This window comes from Serratia sp. BNK-4 (genome assembly GCF_048685115.1).
GTDB classification, from domain to species: domain Bacteria; phylum Pseudomonadota; class Gammaproteobacteria; order Enterobacterales; family Enterobacteriaceae; genus Serratia; species Serratia bockelmannii.
On sequence record NZ_JBLQTM010000001.1, the window covers coordinates 1844596 to 1860379 of the forward strand.

Here is a 15784-nt window from a genome sequence, read left to right on the forward strand (position 1 = left end):
GTGAGGCGCTCAGCGCATGCCGTCGATATGCCACCATTCGGGGCAAACATCGGCGAACGCGTGCGAGACCGGGCGCAGCTCCGGCAGATCGGCCCGATCGAAGCTGCCGGTGCTCAACGCCACCGTCGGCTCGTCGTCGATCGCCCCCAGCGTGCTGCCGCAGCGCGGGCAAAAGGCGCGGCTGGAATAGGGGGAAGAGCGGTAGAGCGTGGGCATGCCGCCCGGGCCGTTCCACTCGACGGCCTGACGCGGAAATTCGACCCAGCAGAGCGTCGGTGCACCGGAGTGGCGCCGGCAAAATTCGCAGGAACAGCTGTGTGGGTTACCGGGCAGGCCGTGCACCTGAAAGCGAATATGTCCGCACAGGCAGCCGCCGCTATAGCCTGGATTTTCCATGAGTTCTCCGTCATAAACGCGGGAATGGCGATGAAAATCACTATAGCGGCATCGCGAAAAAATAACAGGCCCCGCCGGTGGCTTACCAGAGTAACGGCGCCGGCTCGCGGCCGTTTTCGGCGTAGTACAGCGACGGCAGGAACTGTGCTAGATAGCTGAACTCGTTGTAGCAGTGGCGCATCAGGTTAAACCCGATGTCGTCCGAGAGTTCGTCGTGGGCGTTGGCGCAGGCTTTACCCAGCAGGAAACGGCTGCGCAGCACGCACCCGTACGGCGTATCGCGCGCCAGATGCAGCATCTCGCCGTCGCAGGGATCGCCGTTGTCATCCAACGCCACCTGATCGCCGAAGCCGATGCGCGCACACACGGCGGCGGAGAGCGCCTGCGCATCACGCGCCTGGCGCAGCGGCTGCGGCGCGAAGAAGTCCTCGGCGGCGTGAAACTTGAGGCGTGCCGCGATCGGCGGCAGTTCCGCCAGCCATTCGACCGCTTCGATGCTGGCGCCGACGTAGCTTTCCCCTTTTTTCCAATGGCGGTCCCAGCCGCGATGTTCGACGTGATCGTGTGGGTGCCACCAGTTGATGTGCTGCGTGTTCTCAAAGAAGGTGAACCACCAGTCCAGCATGCGCCCCTTGCAGCCGTGCATATCGGTACGGACCGCGACGGTCAGCAAACCGTCGGCGCTGCGACTCAGCCCCATCTCCAGCCGCAGCGGTTCAGGTTTGAGCAACTCGTTGATATCGTTAACGCCCCACGGCGCCAGCAGGGAAGGATGTGTCATAATGGGTTCCTGTTTTATTTTGGAAACGAATTGTGTTTCCAAAATAAAACTATGCCGGTATGCTGAGTCTGTCAATGCTTGTGAGGAATAAATATGGCGAACCCGAATGAAGAACCGCCGCGCGCTCGCGGCCGGCCGGCCACGCCGGAAACGGCGCTGCGCGCCGCGCTGGCGCAAGCGACGCTGGCGTTGCTGCTCGACGGCGGCTATGCCGCAGCAACGGTGGACGCGGTGGCGAAACGCGCCGGGGTGGCTAAAAAAACCCTGTATCGCTTTGCGGCCAATCGCGACGAACTGGTCGCGCAGGCGGTGAGCGGCTGGACCGAGGCGTTTCAGCCGGCCTTCGCCCAGGATGCCGGGCGGTGGGAGGCGGTGGCGCCGCTGTTGGAAAAGGGGCTGAAGGCCATCGCGCAGCAGGTATTGAGCGCCGAGGCGGTAGGGATGTTTCGGCTGCTGCAAAGCGAGTTTCCGGGGCGCGAGGCGCTGCTGGACAGCTATCAGCGCAACGGCATTCAGCGCGGCCGGGCTACGGTGGCGGACTGGCTGCAGCGCCAGCAGCAGTGCGGCTGGCTGCGTGCGCGTGACTGGGCGCAAACCAGCGACCTGCTGTTGGCGATGACCATCGCCGAACCGCTACGGCAGATGACGCTGGGACTGTTGCCGCCGGGCAGCGCGATCGACGAGCGCATCGCGGCGGCGGTGGCGCTGGTGATGCCGGGTTTGCTGGCGGAAGCGTGAATACAAAAAAGGGCCGACGAATCGGCCCTTGAACAACAGGATGCAAAACGTCTGCGTTACAGCTTCGGCCCGGCGTTCACCAGCTTTTCGCCCGCCGGGGTGACGGTATATTTGGCGAAGTTATCGATAAAGCGCTGGGCCAGATCCTGCGCTTTCTCCTGCCACAGCGATTCGTCGGCGTAGGTTTTGCGCGGATCGAGAATCGACGGATCGACGCCCGGCAGCGCGGTCGGCACTGCCAGCCCGAAGATCGGCAGCGTGAAGGTCTCGGCCTGCTCAATGTCGCCATTCAGAATAGCGTCGATAATGCCGCGCGTATCTTTGATAGAAATACGTTTGCCGCTGCCGTTCCAGCCGGTGTTGACCAGGTAAGCCTGGGCGCCGGCGGCCTCCATGCGTTTCACCAGCACTTCGGCGTATTGCGTCGGGTGCAGCGTCAGGAACGCGGCGCCGAAGCAGGCGGAGAAGGTCGGCGTCGGGGCGGTGATGCCGCGCTCGGTGCCGGCCAGCTTGGCGGTGAAGCCGGACAGGAAGTGGTACTGGGTTTGCTCAGGCGTCAGGCGCGATACCGGCGGCAGTACGCCGAAGGCGTCGGCGGTCAGGAAGATGATCTTGCGCGCATGGCCGGCTTTGGACACCGGTTTGACGATGTTCTCGATGTGATAAATCGGATAGGAGACGCGGGTGTTCTCGGTTTTGCTGGCATCGTCGAAGTCGATGCTGCCGTCGGCCAGCACGGTGACGTTTTCCAGCAGCGCATCGCGGCGGATCGCCTGATAGATTTCCGGCTCCGCCTGCGGCGACAGCTTGATGGTCTTGGCGTAGCAGCCGCCTTCGAAGTTGAACACGCCGTCGTCGTCCCAGCCGTGCTCGTCATCGCCGATAAGCTGGCGTTTCGGATCGGTGGAGAGGGTGGTTTTGCCGGTGCCGGACAGCCCGAAGAACACCGCCACGTCGCCTTGCTCGCCGACGTTGGCCGAGCAGTGCATCGAGGCGATGCCCTTCAGCGGCAGCAGGTAGTTCATGATCGAGAACAGGCCTTTTTTCATTTCGCCGCCGTACCAGGTGCCGCCGATCAGCTGCATGCGTTCCGTCAGGTTGAAGGCGACGAAGTTCTCCGAATGCAGCCCTTGCTGCTGCCAGTCCGGGTTGGTGCATTTGGCGCCGTTCATTACCACGAAGTCCGGCTCGAAGTCCGCCAGTTCGGCGTCGCTCGGGCGAATAAACATGTTTTTCACGAAGTGCGCCTGCCAGGCCACCTCGGTAATGAAGCGCACTTTCAGGCGCGTGTCGGCGTTGGCGCCGCAGAACGCGTCCACCACGAACAAACGCTTGCCGGAGAGCTGGTTGCCCACCAGCGTCTTCAGATGCTGCCAGACTCCCGGCGAGAGCGGCTGGTTGTCGTTCTTGCCGGTGCCGTTGTCCGACCACCAGACGGTATCGCGCGTGGTGTCGTCGCGCACGATGTATTTGTCCTTCGGCGAACGGCCGGTGAACTCACCGGTCGCGACGTTGACCGCACCCAGTTGGGTGAGGGTGCCGCGTTCCAGCGGCGGCAGGTCGGCGCGGGTCTCTTCGGCGAACAGCAATTCATAGCTGGGGTTATAGACGATATCGGCGGCCTGATGGATGCCGTAGCGAGCGAGAGTTTGTGGGGTAACAGCGCGTGAAGACATATTCTACTTCCTTATGAGTCATATTATGCCTCTTTCCCGAGCGGTGCCGCGCGCAGGATTAAGGTTCGGATCAAGCTGACCGGATTCAGCTACTGCGTTTCCGGTTCTTTATTAATAAAACAGGGGGCTTTTTCGCCCTCCTATAGCATAGCAGCGAATTTAAACCTGCTTACTTTAATTACAAAATGCTGACGATAATTAATTAAAACCAACCTTGGCGGAGGGTCACAATATTGAATTCCGTCGGTGTAATTTAGTTTTGCATTTTTATTTTTTATCATATCTTCAGGGCTGTCTACTGTTTTATTTCTTATTAGAAAAAGCGAAATCCACAATAGGATTTTTCGTAATCATTTGTTTTTGCTTGGCAATGGCGGGATGTTGCGCCAGGTGAATCTAACCGTACTGTACGCTTGTCAGCAGGGTGAATAATGAAACAGATAAATGCAGAACTGGCCTGTGATAAAAATACGGCATCGTCCGAATCCTCAGGATTAATTAATCAACTTCGTCAAATAGATATCGGCGCGGTACCGATCGCGTTGTTTATCACGATTTGCGCCATCGTGGCGATTTCCGCCTATGCCAACTTCCTGCCGAAAAATATGATCGGCGGCCTGGCAGTGATAATGACGCTGGGCTTTGCGCTGGCTCAGTTGGGAAAAAGCATTCCCGTGCTGCGCGATATCGGCGGGCCGGCCATTCTGTGTTTGATGGTGCCCTCGGTGCTGGTCTATTTCAATGTCTTCCAGCCCAACGTTATGGGCACGGTCCATCTGCTGATGAAAGACGCCAACCTGCTTTATTTCGTCATCGCCAGTCTGGTGGTCGGCAGCATTCTCGGCATGAACCGGGTGATCCTGATCCAGGGGATGATTCGCATGTTCGTGCCGCTGGTGGTGGGTACGATCACGGCGGTGATCACCGGGCTGCTGGTGGGCAAGCTGTTCGGCTTTACCTTCTATCACACCTTCTTCTTCATCATCGTGCCAATCATCGGTGGCGGCATCGGCGAGGGGATTTTACCGCTGTCGCTGGCCTATTCGGCGATCCTGGGCTCGACGCCGGACGTCTACGTCGCGCAGCTGGCGCCGGCGGCGGTGCTGGGTAACATCTTCGCCATCGTGACCGCCGGGGTGTTGGCGCGTATCGGCATGCAGCGCAAGGCGCTGAGCGGCGACGGCATGCTGATCCGTTCGGCGCAGGAGAACGCGATGTTCGCCATCAAGGAGCAAAGCGGCAACGTCGATTTCCAACTGATGGGCGGCGGGCTGCTGGTGATCTGCGCCTTCTTTATCGTCGGCGGCCTGTTCGAACACATCGTGCATATTCCCGGCCCGGTGCTGATGATCCTGTTCGCGGTGCTGTGCAAGTACTGCCGGGTGATCCCGGCCTCGATGGAAACCGGCGCGCACAGTTTCTACAAGTTCGTCTCCACGGCGCTGGTGTGGCCGCTGATGATCGGTCTGGGCATGCTGTACGTGCCGCTGGAAAGCGTGGTGGCAGTGTTCTCGGTCGGTTATGTGGTGGTCTGCGGCTCGGTGGTGCTGTCGATGGGGCTGGTCAGTTTCCTGATTGCGCCTTACCTGAAGATGTTCCCGGTGGAGGCGGCAATCGTCACCTGTTGTCACAGTGGCCTGGGCGGCACCGGCGACGTGGCGATCCTGTCGGCGTCGAACCGTATGGGGCTGATGCCATTCGCCCAAATCGCCACGCGCATTGGCGGCGCTTCCACGGTCATTGGCGCGACGCTGCTGCTCGGTTGGTTAGTCTGAGTCCAGAGTTTCTTATGGATAACCGGGGTTGGATTGCCCCGGTTTTTTTATGCGTTTTTTCCGCTCATCGTGATAATGCTGATGATTATCTTGAAAATCATTCGTATGGCGCAAATGCATAGTCGGACTTTATCTGAGAAAATTCTGTACTCGACGAAAATGTGTCTATTCTTTTCTCTTAAGGGATTATCGTTCTCATTCAGAGTGCCGAGGGAAGGCGCCACCGCATTACCGATATCCCCGTATTGATTCAACACCGGGCCGCTGCCGTTCAGGCAATCCGCCAGTTGGGGCATCCCCCCGATTGAATTGACGAATATGGAGATAAGGTTATGTCATCAAGCAATGCTTCCGTTAAGGCCGAAGGCGTATTAGCCCTGTTGGGCGCTTATAAACCCGATGAAGACGACACCATTACCGTGCTTCATCCGTCGAAAACGTTCGAAAACGCCGGCCTGGAGCTGGTGCGCGGCGATCGCAGTTGGCACGACAAGGGCGTGACCGACACGCCGGTCTCTCTGACCTACAGCTTCTGGGAAAAGGCGCCGGGCAACATGTCGAGCATGGGCATCAGCGGCTTCAGCAGCTTTAATGCCGAACAGCGCGAGCAGGCTAAACTGTCGCTGCAGTCATGGTCAGACGTGGCTAACATCACCTTCACCGAAACCAGCAACACCGCCGCTGCCAACATCAAATTCGGCCTGTTCGACTACAGCTCGCGCGGCTCCTATGCCTTTGCGTATAACCCGGACACCTCGCCTTCGGTCGCCGGGCAAACCTGGTATAACGCCAAGAACCATACCTTCGTCAACAACCAGATCCATGAGAACGAGTACGGTCGCCAGACCTTCACCCATGAAATCGGCCATGCGCTGGGGTTGCAGCATCCGGGCGACTATAACGCCGCGCCGGGCGTCAGCATCACCTACGCTAAAGACGCGACCTACTTTGAGGACAGCCGCGCGCACAGCCTGATGAGCTATTTCAGCGAAAGTAACACCGGGCAGGACTTTAAAGGCGCGTACTCTTCCGGGCCGTTGCTCAACGACATCACGGCGATCCAGCATTTCTACGGTGCCAACATGAACACCCGCACCGGCGATACGGTTTACGGATTCAATTCCAACACCGATCGCGACTTCCTCACCGCCACCGGCGCGCAGGACAAGATAATTTTCACCGCTTGGGATGCCGGCGGCAACGACACCTTCGACTTCTCCGGCTTCGGTCAAAATCAGCGCATCAACCTGAATGAAAAGGCGTTCTCGGACGTTGGTGGCCTGAAAGGCAATGTGTCTATCGCCGCAGGCGTGACGATTGAAAATGCCATCGGCGGGTCGGGTAACGATGTGCTGGTCGGGAACGCCGCCGATAACGTGCTCAAGGGCGGCGCGGGCGATGACGTGCTGTACGGCGGCAAAGGGGCGGATCAGCTGTGGGGCGGTGCCGGCAAGGACACCTTCGTCTACTTTGCGGCGGATGAGTCGACGGCGGCGGCGCCGGATTGGATCCGCGACTTCGTGCGCGGCGAGGACAAGATCGATCTGACGCTGTTCAACACCGGCAGCGCCGACGGCATCCGCTTCGTCGATCAGTTCAGCGGCAAGGCGGGCGAGGCGAAGCTGAGCTACGATGAGCAAAATCACGTCAGCGATGTGGCGATCAACCTGGGCGGCGCCTTTGACGGCAACGACTTCCTGGTGAAAGTGGTGGGGCAGCCGCTGGATGCCGGCGATTTCGTGTTGGCGTAATGCAGGCAACAAAAATAGGGCGTTTTGGGCAAAAACCCGACAATTCCTATTAATTACGTCATATTAGCGTGACATAGTAGCGCGCAGAAGGCCGGGCTTGCATACCTCGGGCTTCTGTCGAATCGCCAACCTTTTCGGTTGGCGATTCATTTTCCGCCTTTCAGCATGTTGATGGCGGCGCCGAGTAGGATGCGCCGTTCGATATCGTTGCTGTCCGCCAACTGCCGCGCCAGATGTTTTTCCAACGTTTCCACCGACAGCGCTTCACCGCGATGGCGCAGCTGCATCACGCCGTCGCCGATCAGGCGTGCGACCTCATCCCATACGGGTTTAATCTCCTGTTCCGAGAACGTCATGGTCTACACCTCGGTGGGTTGATTTTTGCCCAATGTAACAGCTGAACTGCGGCTTCGCTACCCGCCGCCTAAAACAGGAAGCATAAAAAACAAGCCATCAGTATTTCTTCTGGTTTTTACGCTCAATACTGACGGTGTCGAAAAGCAGGAGAAAACATCATGAACTGGGTCGTAACCTTGGCGGAGTACTACCGCCTGAGCCGCACGGGTGAAACGCAGCATTGGCTGTGTCGCCGCTGGTTGCTTCAGGGGGAGGCGCGTTTGGCCTATTTGCAGGAGTTGCTGGAGCCGACCGCGCCACGGCGGCGATGAACAGGGCGCCGGCGTTCGGCCGGCGTCGTCTCGCGGCATTAACCGAAGGCGATCGCCGCCCAACGCAACAGCAGCAAAGCCAGGCAGATCAGCAGCAGCACCACGACCATTTTACTGAGCTTGTTGCCCATGCGTTTTGTTGCCACGTTGCGCCCCTTTTAGCTGAAATACCACCCGCCGGCGAGGGTGATGAGGACAAGCGTCACTAACGCGACGCCGTTGAGTAAATCGCTGAAGGTATCGTCAGCATCGATGTCATTTTGCTGCATGTTACCGCCTGGCAGTCGCCATTGGGTGAATAATGTTCACAGTATGCGCCCGGCAGCGCGGCAGGCACAGCGAAGAAAGGTAAAAACGCGTAAAAGTGGCGCTGGCAAAACGCGCAGTCGCGCTTGCGACGGATGCAGACGGCCGGCAATACGTTGTACTATCCTGTCTGCATTGATGCATTTTTCCTAAAGGTATAATCATGGCGACGGCAATTCCACAGAAATACGAGCACCTTGAGCGCTGGGCGTTCGGCGATACCGAGCAGCAGGCCGATGAAGTCGTGCAATTGATCCTCAATGGCACCAAAACGGCCACCTGTTCTAACCTGGACGGCGAAGGGATCCCACAGGCCGGCGATCTGTTCCTGGTGGTGGACGGCAAGGGTGAGCCGGTTTGCGCAGTCGAGTTGACCGCGGTGGAAATGAAAACTTACGATCAGGTTGATGAAGCGCACGCCTTTGCCGAAGGCGAGGGCGATCGCTCGCTGGCGCACTGGCGCAAAGAGCTGCAGCGCTTCTTCGAAGAGTATGACCTGTTCTCGCCGGACATGACGCTGGTGCTGATGAATTTCAACGTCGTCGACAAATTTTAATCTTATGCGCGCCGTTCCCTACGAGTGCCAGTGGGCGAGCCCGGAGCTGGCCGCCGATCTGATCGCCGGCCGCGCGACGCTGGCGCAAGACGAAAATTGGGCGCGCAGCGGCGCCCGCGATCGGGCAGAGTACGTCGAGTGGGCCAACCACGTGTGCGGCATGGCCTGCCTGAAAATGGTGCTGGGCCACCGCGACGGCGAAGCGCCGCCGCTGCTGGAGCTGGCGCGCCGCAGCCTGCCCTACGGCGCCTATGTACGCGAAGGTGAGCGGATAAAGGGGCTGATTTATGCGCCGTTCGTCGAGTATGTGCGCGAGCAGTTCGCGCTGCAAGCGGAGGTGAAGGTGGGGCTAGAGGCCGCCGAGGTGCCGGCGCTGCTTCATGAATGCCGCTACTTTATCGCCTCGGTGCATCCCTCCATTCGCCGGCCGGAGAGTACGCCGCCGCAGCGGGGCGGGCATCTGGTGCTGATCACCGCCGCCGATGCGCAAAGCGTGATCTTCCACAATCCTTCGGGCGACAGCCCGGCGACGCGGGAGCGGGTGCACCTGCCGCTCAGCCGCTTCGCCCCTTTCTTTGCCGGCCGCGGCATCGCCATCGCATAAAAAAACGCGCTGTTTCCGATGAAAACAGCGCGTCGTCAGCAGTTCTGATGCATTTTCATGCCAGCCGCATCACCCAGGCGTCCGCTTGCCGATCGTAGTGTTGCTTGTACAGCAGCGACTGTTTGCCGTCGAGGATGGCCGGGATGCTGGTATGTTCATCCCAGCCGTCCAGCTGCATGCACAGATCCGGATCGGACTTGCAGGGAATGCTCAGGGTGCCGGTGCGGTCGGCGCCGGCGTGAAGATGCGCGTCATCGACCTCGAAGCTGCCAATTTTTACGACGGTTTTGCTCATGGGAACTCCTTGCTCAATGGTGTGGTAGGAGGTTAGACCAGTTTGGCCATTGGTAAGAGCATAGCCAAATGAGCAAAAAATGCCACATAAAAATTACATTTTGGAAACAATTTCCACGCCGGCAAAACACAACGCCTAGTACTCCACCACAAAACTGAGCGTGTCCTGATAGCTGCCGACCGCCACTTCCGTCTGCGCCGCATTGACCGCCGCCTTATACGGGATGCTTTGCGCCAGGCCGGTGCCGGCGCCGCTCTGTTTGTTGGTGCTATCCCAAACGGTCGTCGTATTAGGCAAGTAAATCTGGTACTGCATGAAATTACTGGTACCGCTTTTCATGCGTCGCCAACCGGAAACCGGGTTATTGCCGTTGGTGAAATAGGTGTTGTATCCCTCGGTTTTGGTGCAGGTCAGGGTGATGCTCTGATTGACAGGATTGAACTGCCCGACCAACGCCATGCTGCCGAAGTTGACGTTGGGCGCGGTGCCGATCAGGCAGTCTTTGGTGATGGTGACGCTGACGCTGACCGTGCTGGGTTTGTCGACGCCGTCCCACCAAACGCACAGGCCGAGCACGCCCAGGCCGCAAATATGGTAATTCCAGATCAGGTTGATGCTGTCGGTATAGGTGCCTGCGCGCACGTTGGCGCCGGCGGTGGTTTTGATATACAGCGGAAAGTTGACGTTGGAGGAAATCAGGATCAGCGACAGCAGGTTCAGCGAGCTGTAGTCGATGGTTTGGCCGATGCTGTAAGGATATTGGTAGTTGGCGTCGGGGTAGATCAGGTAAGCGATTTTATCGCCGGAACCGTCGGTGTTGGCAACCGCCATATTGTTGGTGGTGGAGGCGATCTTGACCGTGACGGTGTTTTGCGTGAGCAAATTGAGGCCGAGGCCGGTGCAGTTGAGGCCGGCGGTGCCCTGGGCGTTGATCTGCCCATTGTAGACCACGAAAGAGCTGCTCCCCGGTAAGGTGACGGTGCCGTTGGTGGTGGCGCAGTCGGCGAATGCGCGCTGACAGAGCAGCAGCGAAAGGGTTAACAATAAGGCTTTCAATCCCCGAAACATAGTGACTCTCCGTCGTTGAATTAGCGGCAGACAACCGGGCCGACGCGCTGGATGCCCTGAGGCTTCGCCAGACTGAATTCCGCCTGGCACGGCGGGCCGCCGTCGGCCGGGATCACGCTCAGGCGATTGTGTTGTTGCACCGGGTCGATATAGGTCATGCCATCCCAACCGACATAGCTTTGCTGATGGCCGCCAACCACCGCCACCTGGCTGCCGTTGGCCAGCGGTTTGCCTTGCTCGTCAACCAGTTCGACGTCGGCGGCGGAGATGGGTTGGATGGGGAACTCGACCAGAAAACCGCTGTGATCGCGAATGGCGACGGTTTTTTCCACCGTCGGCAGCGCGACGTCGGCGGGCAGGCTGAGCGGATCAATCTGGAATTTCGCATGGTAGTAAGAGGTGACGGTCGGCACCAGTAAATAGCCCTGGGCATCGGTCTTGCCGATCGGCTGGTTCTCATAGCTCACCGGAATGTCGGCGTATCCTTGCGTGGACACCAGCGCAAAGGCATCGTTGATGGTGTTGGTGGCATACACGCCGCCGTTCATCGCCACCAGCGAACCGCTGATTTCTCCCCAGTGGTTGGTTTCATCACGGGTACCGTATACGCCCGCTCGGGCTTCGAGCCTGCGGGTGCGCCAGGTCAGATCCGCCTGGCGGTAATCGCCGCCGCTCGGGTTATTGGCGTAGGCCAGATTCCAACCGAAACCGCCATCAGTCGGCGCGGCGCGGCTGTAGCTGACGCGTTCGCTCCAGCGGTTGTTGTTGTCGCGCGCGGCGCTGAAGCTGGCGGTACCCCAACTGTCGAACGGAATGGAGAGCTGCAGTTGGGCACTGTAACCGCTGCTGCCGATTTCCCGGTTCAGCGAGGCGTACAGGCTGCTGTTGCGCCAAAGCGACACACTGTAGGACAGGTTCATCAGGCGAGTTCGTTGGGCGATGGCGTCGCGTACGTCAAAATAACCGGCGCCGAGGCTGCCGAGCCGGCCCAGGCTGACGCTGCCGGTCAATTGATCGGTGCGGCGGCTCAGACGGTAGTCGCTTTTATACACGGAAATGTCGCCAAAATCGGCGCTGCGCAGGATACGTTGCGCGTTGAGGCTGAAGCGTGAGTTGCTGTAGGTGTAGCCAAAACTGCTCTGATCGCCGTGGTTGCCGGTGTAGCGATAGACGGGCTGGGGATCCGGCTGTTGCAACGGCCTGCCGGTCAGCGGGTCATAATACGTGGGGGATTGTATCGGCCGGCCACCGTTAAACGCTTCGTCGCCGGCCTGGCTGACGCTGTAGGACGCGTTGAAAACCCCCCATTGCCCGACGCGAATGTCGGCGCCGCCGCCGCCGACCGCCAATTCGGCTGCGCCTTCGGCGCGTCCTTCCAGGGTTAACCAATCAGTGACGCCGTAACGTAAACTGGCGCTACCAACCCATTGCCCGTAATCGGCAGAATTCAACCCGTAGTTGCGCCGCAGCAAACCGGTGGAAACGCTGAAATCGCTCATGCCGGTCTGCAGCAGGTTGCTGGCCACGTAGAACGGTACCGTGGTGCTGACCTGACGGCCGAGGGCGTCGGTGGTGACGACCGTGGCCTGACCCGCACCGTTAATGTAGGGCACGCTGTTGAGGGTGAACGGCCCGGGATTGATGTTGGTGGTGCTGTTTTTATAGCTGTTGATGTATAAATCGACGCTGCTGGGCAATGCTGCCTGGCCGGAAAATTGCGGTAGCGGATAGGTGATAAGATCCGGGCGTACCGCGAAATTGCGCGCCAATTGCAAGCCGCCGATGCGCACGGCGCTGCTCCAGGGGAGCGAGCCGGTGGTTAGGTCACCGGCGATCACACTCAGCATCCGCTGGTCATCGTTGAAGCGCCAGTAGCTGTCGTATCGAATATAGCGGCCGCCATCGTCGTTTGGCCCGCCGTTAAACCCGCTGCGGTAGATGCCGGTGTTGGCGATGACGCCGAAACCGTCGAACAGCCGCTGTTCGCTCCACGCCGACAGGTAGCCTGGTCGGCCATTGCCGTTGCTTTGGCTGGCATAGATGTCGTAGTTAAACAGCAAACCCAGGCTGCTTTGCGCCGGCAAGCGTTGCAGCGGTGAATGGGCGCCGATGGTTTGCTGCGGCAACCAGTCGTTGGGCACGTTGATCAGCAACTGCTGGCTCTCGCCGCTGTAGCTGACATCCACCTTCTCCAGCCGATCGACGGCGATGTCTTTCGCCTGTTTATCCGCTACCGGCAGCCCGGCGTCGAGCAGTTGCTGGGGCGTCATGTAGTAATGGCCGCCGCGATAGTTGACTGGCACGACGTTGCCGGTTTGGCGCCCGTTGACGACCGGCTCCAGATACAGCGTGGTGTCCGGCATGCTGACGGCACTGGGCGGTGGGGGCAGATCGTCGCCGAACGCAAACGGCAGCCAGCCGCCGGCCGCCATGCTCAGCATGGCAAACGCCAGCGGCTTGAGGTTGAAACGCCGCGTCGATAGCCTCTCTATCGGCTGCACCTGGGCCTCAATAAGACGGAATGGCTACGGGCTGTTTGTTGTCATTGACCGTGGCCATCAGCTTGCCGCTGCTGAAACCGCCGGCGGGCGGCAAAGCGAAGCGCATCTGTGAACCGGGCAGCACGTATCCCATCAGGCCGGGATTTAGGCTGCGCCCTTGCAGCGTCACTTTCGAGATTCGGGCATGCACTGCGCCTTGATTTCGCACCTCCAGCCAGCGTTCGCTGCTTTGCTGCTGTAAACGATAGCTGAGCTTGGGTTGGCTGGCGGTCGCGTAATCGCGCGGTTTTTCGCTGTCCTGTTTGGTCCAAATCCCCTTGCCGCTGACGAACAGCGGCACCGAGTAGCGCATCTGGAATTTCAGCCCCATCTCTGCACCGCCGGGGGCGGCATCCGATGATTGTTCTTTCACCGGCACTTCATCGACCAAAATGCGATAGGCGCGCTCCTGTCCCGCCGCCGGCGCCGACTGTTTGATCAGGCGTATCAGCTGGCGTTTGCCTGGCGCGATCGACGCCACCGGCGGACTGGCGATCACGTCGCTTTGGTTGCTGTAATCGTCTTTGCCGGCGGTTTGCTTCCAACCCAACACGCGAATTTGCATATAGACCGGTTTGCTGTCGCGATTTTCAAGCCACAGCGCGGTGGCCTGTTGTTGATCTTCAATCACCGGATCGATCGGCCAAATGAGAATGGAAGCCGCGGCCAGGGCGTGCTGCTGGCTTGCCAGGAGCAAGGCTGCCGTTAACGGCAGACGGAAGGGTATGCGCATAACTCAATCCTTATTGCAAAAAACTTAATAAGTGACCGTCAACAAGACCGTATCGCTGTAAACGCCACTGGTGGGCAGGGTACTGGTCGAAAACAGACGGGCGTAAACCTTGATTTCTTGCGTGCTGCCGGTGGCGGCGACGGTCTGCGCCGCGCCGCCGTTAGCGCCATCGCCCCAAAGGGTGGCGTAGTTGCTGTCTTGATAAAGTTGATACAGCAGCGTTTCCGACGTGACGGCGTTTTGTAATTTTCTGCCGCCGGCGATGGATCCGGTCACGTGATTGCCGACGCCGAGGGCCAGCGTGACGCTCAGCCCCGGGTTGCAGCGAAACAGCACCGAACCGGCGCCGCTGCTGGAGACGACGCTGACTGCGTTGCTCAGTGAGGACAACTGGCCGAAGTTCAGGGTGCCGAAGGTGGTCACGTCACTGACGCCGCTGCCCAATACGCAGCCTTTAACCACGGTTGCATTGACGGTGAACGGCTGGCTTTTGGTCAAGTCGTTGACGCCGGTATCGCTTTGGGCCGGGGAAAGCGGCAGGCAGAACAGCAAACCGCAAATTGAAGCGCGCATCGTCATTACCAATTGATCGTGACCTGTACCGTATCGGTGTAGCTGCCTGTCGGGGGTGTGGATTGCGCCGGAATCATGCCATAGACCGGCAGCCAGTTGTCCGAACCGTTGGCGGTTTGTGACACGCCCGTCAGATTATCCCAAATGGTGCTGTGGGCGGCGTTGGTATACAGGTTGTAATTCACCCGTTGGCCGGCCGCGCTTTGCAGGTAGCGGGCAGCGGTATTGCCGCTTTGCCCGCCGCCAAGCAGAACGCTGTAGCTGGTGCCGTTGGTGCATTTCACCCGAATGGCGCCGGCGTTTTGTTGCCCGGCGACGCTGGTTGCGGTGCTGAGAAAATACAACGTGCCGAAATTCAGCGTGCCGAAGCTGACATTGCCGCCTGAGCTGCTGCCGGCCTCACAGGCGCTGAGCAAGGTCGCGCTGACGCCGAGGGTCGCGGTTTTACTGTCGGCCTGCGCCAACAGGCTGCACGCCCATAATCCGCAGCAGCAAAGCGCGCGCCGCACCGTTACCAGGTGACCGTCATCGTGACGGTGTCGTTATAGGTGTCTGCCGCCGGGGTAGAACCGGCCGCCGGGACGCGGCCATACACGATCAGCGGAACGGCGGCGCCGGTGCCGGTGCCGGTCCGCGCGTTGGCGCCGCTGCCCCAGGCGGTAGTGCGTGCGGCATCCTGGTACAGGTTATAGCTGATGAAGGCGCCTGCCGTGCTGGCCATGCGGCGTTGGGTGCCTGAAGTGACATGGAGCCCGTTGTCCAGCGCCACCGTGTAGTCTGTGCCGGTAGTGCAGGTCAATGACAGCGTACCGGCCCCCCCTGCGCCGGTGGCGCTGGCGTCGATGATGTTGGCCAGTGAAGAGTAAGTACCGAAGCTGATGGAGCCGAAGTCGTTGACGGAACCGCTGCTGCTGCCGCCCCCCACGACGCAACCGGCGCCGATGGTCAGCGTCACGCCTAACGTGCCTTGAATGGTGCCTGCTGCGTTAGCCGCGCCGTTGGCGCACAGCAGGGTTGCTACCGAGGTCAATGCCATCAGAGTTTTTTTCATCTTATATTCCTTGCCGTATGAGAGAAAGCCCGCAAAGACGCCACCCAGAGGTGAGTTGAACGTATTCATTTAGCTGCACTTTAATTAATAGAATAAGAATCGGGAATTGTCTTGATGAAAACGAGAAACTTTTTATTCTCATTCCCCCCGGTTGACGGGGCTTGTAGGCGAGGTATACCGATAAAGTGAAATGATTAGAATAATAACGAACGGCGATGGGAATATTATTAGCGTTATTTTATTGCCGGGGAATTTCATTCCCCGGCGCGGTAT

Annotated in this window: 18 protein-coding genes; 6 read left to right on the top strand and 12 right to left on the bottom strand. The window is 59.4% G+C overall.

Annotation, left to right across the window (positions count from 1 at the left end):
• Positions 1-9 precede the first annotated feature (9 nt).
• Both ACMGGW_RS08970 and ACMGGW_RS08975 read right to left on the bottom strand, forming a co-directional pair.
• Positions 10-396 carry a GFA family protein gene (locus ACMGGW_RS08970; RefSeq protein ID WP_025302571.1) on the bottom strand — a complete coding sequence of 129 codons (387 nt, stop codon included), beginning with the start codon at positions 394-396 and terminating at the stop codon, positions 10-12.
• An 82-nt stretch (positions 397-478) separates the two neighbouring features.
• Positions 479-1177 (bottom strand): DAPG hydrolase family protein, encoded by a 699-nt coding sequence (locus tag ACMGGW_RS08975; RefSeq protein WP_149570172.1) that lies wholly within the window; start codon positions 1175-1177, stop codon positions 479-481.
• Positions 1178-1270: 93 nt separating this feature from the next.
• Between ACMGGW_RS08975 and ACMGGW_RS08980 the strand changes: the two genes are divergently transcribed.
• Positions 1271-1915: a TetR/AcrR family transcriptional regulator gene (locus ACMGGW_RS08980; RefSeq protein ID WP_049204082.1), complete on the top strand. Its 645-nt coding sequence runs from the start codon at positions 1271-1273 to the stop codon at positions 1913-1915.
• A 56-nt stretch (positions 1916-1971) separates the two neighbouring features.
• Here ACMGGW_RS08980 and pckA read toward each other — a convergent pair whose 3' ends face one another.
• Positions 1972-3591, bottom strand: coding sequence for a phosphoenolpyruvate carboxykinase (ATP) (pckA, locus tag ACMGGW_RS08985; protein WP_197833446.1), 1620 nt, complete (start codon positions 3589-3591; stop codon positions 1972-1974).
• Positions 3592-4022: 431 nt separating this feature from the next.
• On the opposite strand from pckA, the gene ACMGGW_RS08990 reads away from it, so the two are divergent.
• Positions 4023-5366 carry a 2-hydroxycarboxylate transporter family protein gene (locus tag ACMGGW_RS08990; protein ID WP_016928018.1) on the top strand — a complete coding sequence of 448 codons (1344 nt, stop codon included), beginning with the start codon at positions 4023-4025 and terminating at the stop codon, positions 5364-5366.
• A gap of 332 nt (positions 5367-5698) precedes the next feature.
• Positions 5699-7117, top strand: coding sequence for a serralysin family metalloprotease (locus tag ACMGGW_RS08995; RefSeq protein WP_025302576.1), 1419 nt, complete (start codon positions 5699-5701; stop codon positions 7115-7117).
• 146 nt (positions 7118-7263) lie between these two features.
• Here the strand turns inward: ACMGGW_RS08995 and ACMGGW_RS09000 are convergent, their stop codons facing one another.
• Complete coding sequence (locus tag ACMGGW_RS09000; protein ID WP_004931526.1) at positions 7264-7473, bottom strand: hypothetical protein; 210 nt, start codon at positions 7471-7473, stop codon at positions 7264-7266.
• Between the two features lie 159 nt (positions 7474-7632).
• On the opposite strand from ACMGGW_RS09000, the gene ACMGGW_RS09005 reads away from it, so the two are divergent.
• The gene (locus ACMGGW_RS09005; protein WP_162838012.1) at positions 7633-7785 is read left to right on the top strand and encodes a hypothetical protein; all 153 of its coding nucleotides are present in this window, start codon (positions 7633-7635) and stop codon (positions 7783-7785) included.
• Positions 7786-7823: 38 nt separating this feature from the next.
• On the opposite strand, the gene yniD is transcribed toward ACMGGW_RS09005, so the two are convergent.
• On the bottom strand, positions 7824-7916 hold the full coding sequence (gene yniD, locus ACMGGW_RS09010) for a small membrane protein YniD (protein ID WP_016928013.1): 93 nt from the start codon (positions 7914-7916) through the stop codon (positions 7824-7826).
• Between the two features lie 338 nt (positions 7917-8254).
• Between yniD and ACMGGW_RS09015 the strand changes: the two genes are divergently transcribed.
• Both ACMGGW_RS09015 and ACMGGW_RS09020 read left to right on the top strand, forming a co-directional pair.
• Positions 8255-8647, top strand: coding sequence for an ASCH domain-containing protein (locus ACMGGW_RS09015; RefSeq protein WP_049295454.1), 393 nt, complete (start codon positions 8255-8257; stop codon positions 8645-8647).
• A 4-nt stretch (positions 8648-8651) separates the two neighbouring features.
• Complete coding sequence (locus tag ACMGGW_RS09020) at positions 8652-9251, top strand: C39 family peptidase (protein ID WP_025302577.1); 600 nt, start codon at positions 8652-8654, stop codon at positions 9249-9251.
• Between the two features lie 55 nt (positions 9252-9306).
• Here ACMGGW_RS09020 and ACMGGW_RS09025 read toward each other — a convergent pair whose 3' ends face one another.
• The 7 genes from ACMGGW_RS09025 to ACMGGW_RS09055 all read right to left on the bottom strand — a co-directional run bounded on the left by ACMGGW_RS09025 (position 9307) and on the right by ACMGGW_RS09055 (position 15511).
• Positions 9307-9546 (bottom strand): DUF1480 family protein, encoded by a 240-nt coding sequence (locus tag ACMGGW_RS09025; RefSeq protein WP_025302578.1) that lies wholly within the window; start codon positions 9544-9546, stop codon positions 9307-9309.
• Between the two features lie 135 nt (positions 9547-9681).
• Positions 9682-10614 carry a spore coat U domain-containing protein gene (locus ACMGGW_RS09030; protein WP_025302579.1) on the bottom strand — a complete coding sequence of 311 codons (933 nt, stop codon included), beginning with the start codon at positions 10612-10614 and terminating at the stop codon, positions 9682-9684.
• A gap of 20 nt (positions 10615-10634) precedes the next feature.
• The gene (locus tag ACMGGW_RS09035) at positions 10635-13055 is read right to left on the bottom strand and encodes a fimbria/pilus outer membrane usher protein (RefSeq protein WP_227255594.1); all 2421 of its coding nucleotides are present in this window, start codon (positions 13053-13055) and stop codon (positions 10635-10637) included.
• Between the two features lie 67 nt (positions 13056-13122).
• Positions 13123-13887 (bottom strand): molecular chaperone, encoded by a 765-nt coding sequence (locus ACMGGW_RS09040; RefSeq protein ID WP_025302581.1) that lies wholly within the window; start codon positions 13885-13887, stop codon positions 13123-13125.
• Positions 13888-13911: 24 nt separating this feature from the next.
• The gene (locus tag ACMGGW_RS09045) at positions 13912-14466 is read right to left on the bottom strand and encodes a spore coat U domain-containing protein (protein WP_016928007.1); all 555 of its coding nucleotides are present in this window, start codon (positions 14464-14466) and stop codon (positions 13912-13914) included.
• Positions 14466-14969 carry a spore coat U domain-containing protein gene (locus ACMGGW_RS09050; RefSeq protein ID WP_025302583.1) on the bottom strand — a complete coding sequence of 168 codons (504 nt, stop codon included), beginning with the start codon at positions 14967-14969 and terminating at the stop codon, positions 14466-14468. Before ACMGGW_RS09050 ends, ACMGGW_RS09045 begins: the two co-directional genes overlap by 1 nt.
• A gap of 2 nt (positions 14970-14971) precedes the next feature.
• Positions 14972-15511: a spore coat U domain-containing protein gene (locus ACMGGW_RS09055; protein WP_016928005.1), complete on the bottom strand. Its 540-nt coding sequence runs from the start codon at positions 15509-15511 to the stop codon at positions 14972-14974.
• Positions 15512-15784: the final 273 nt, after the last annotated feature.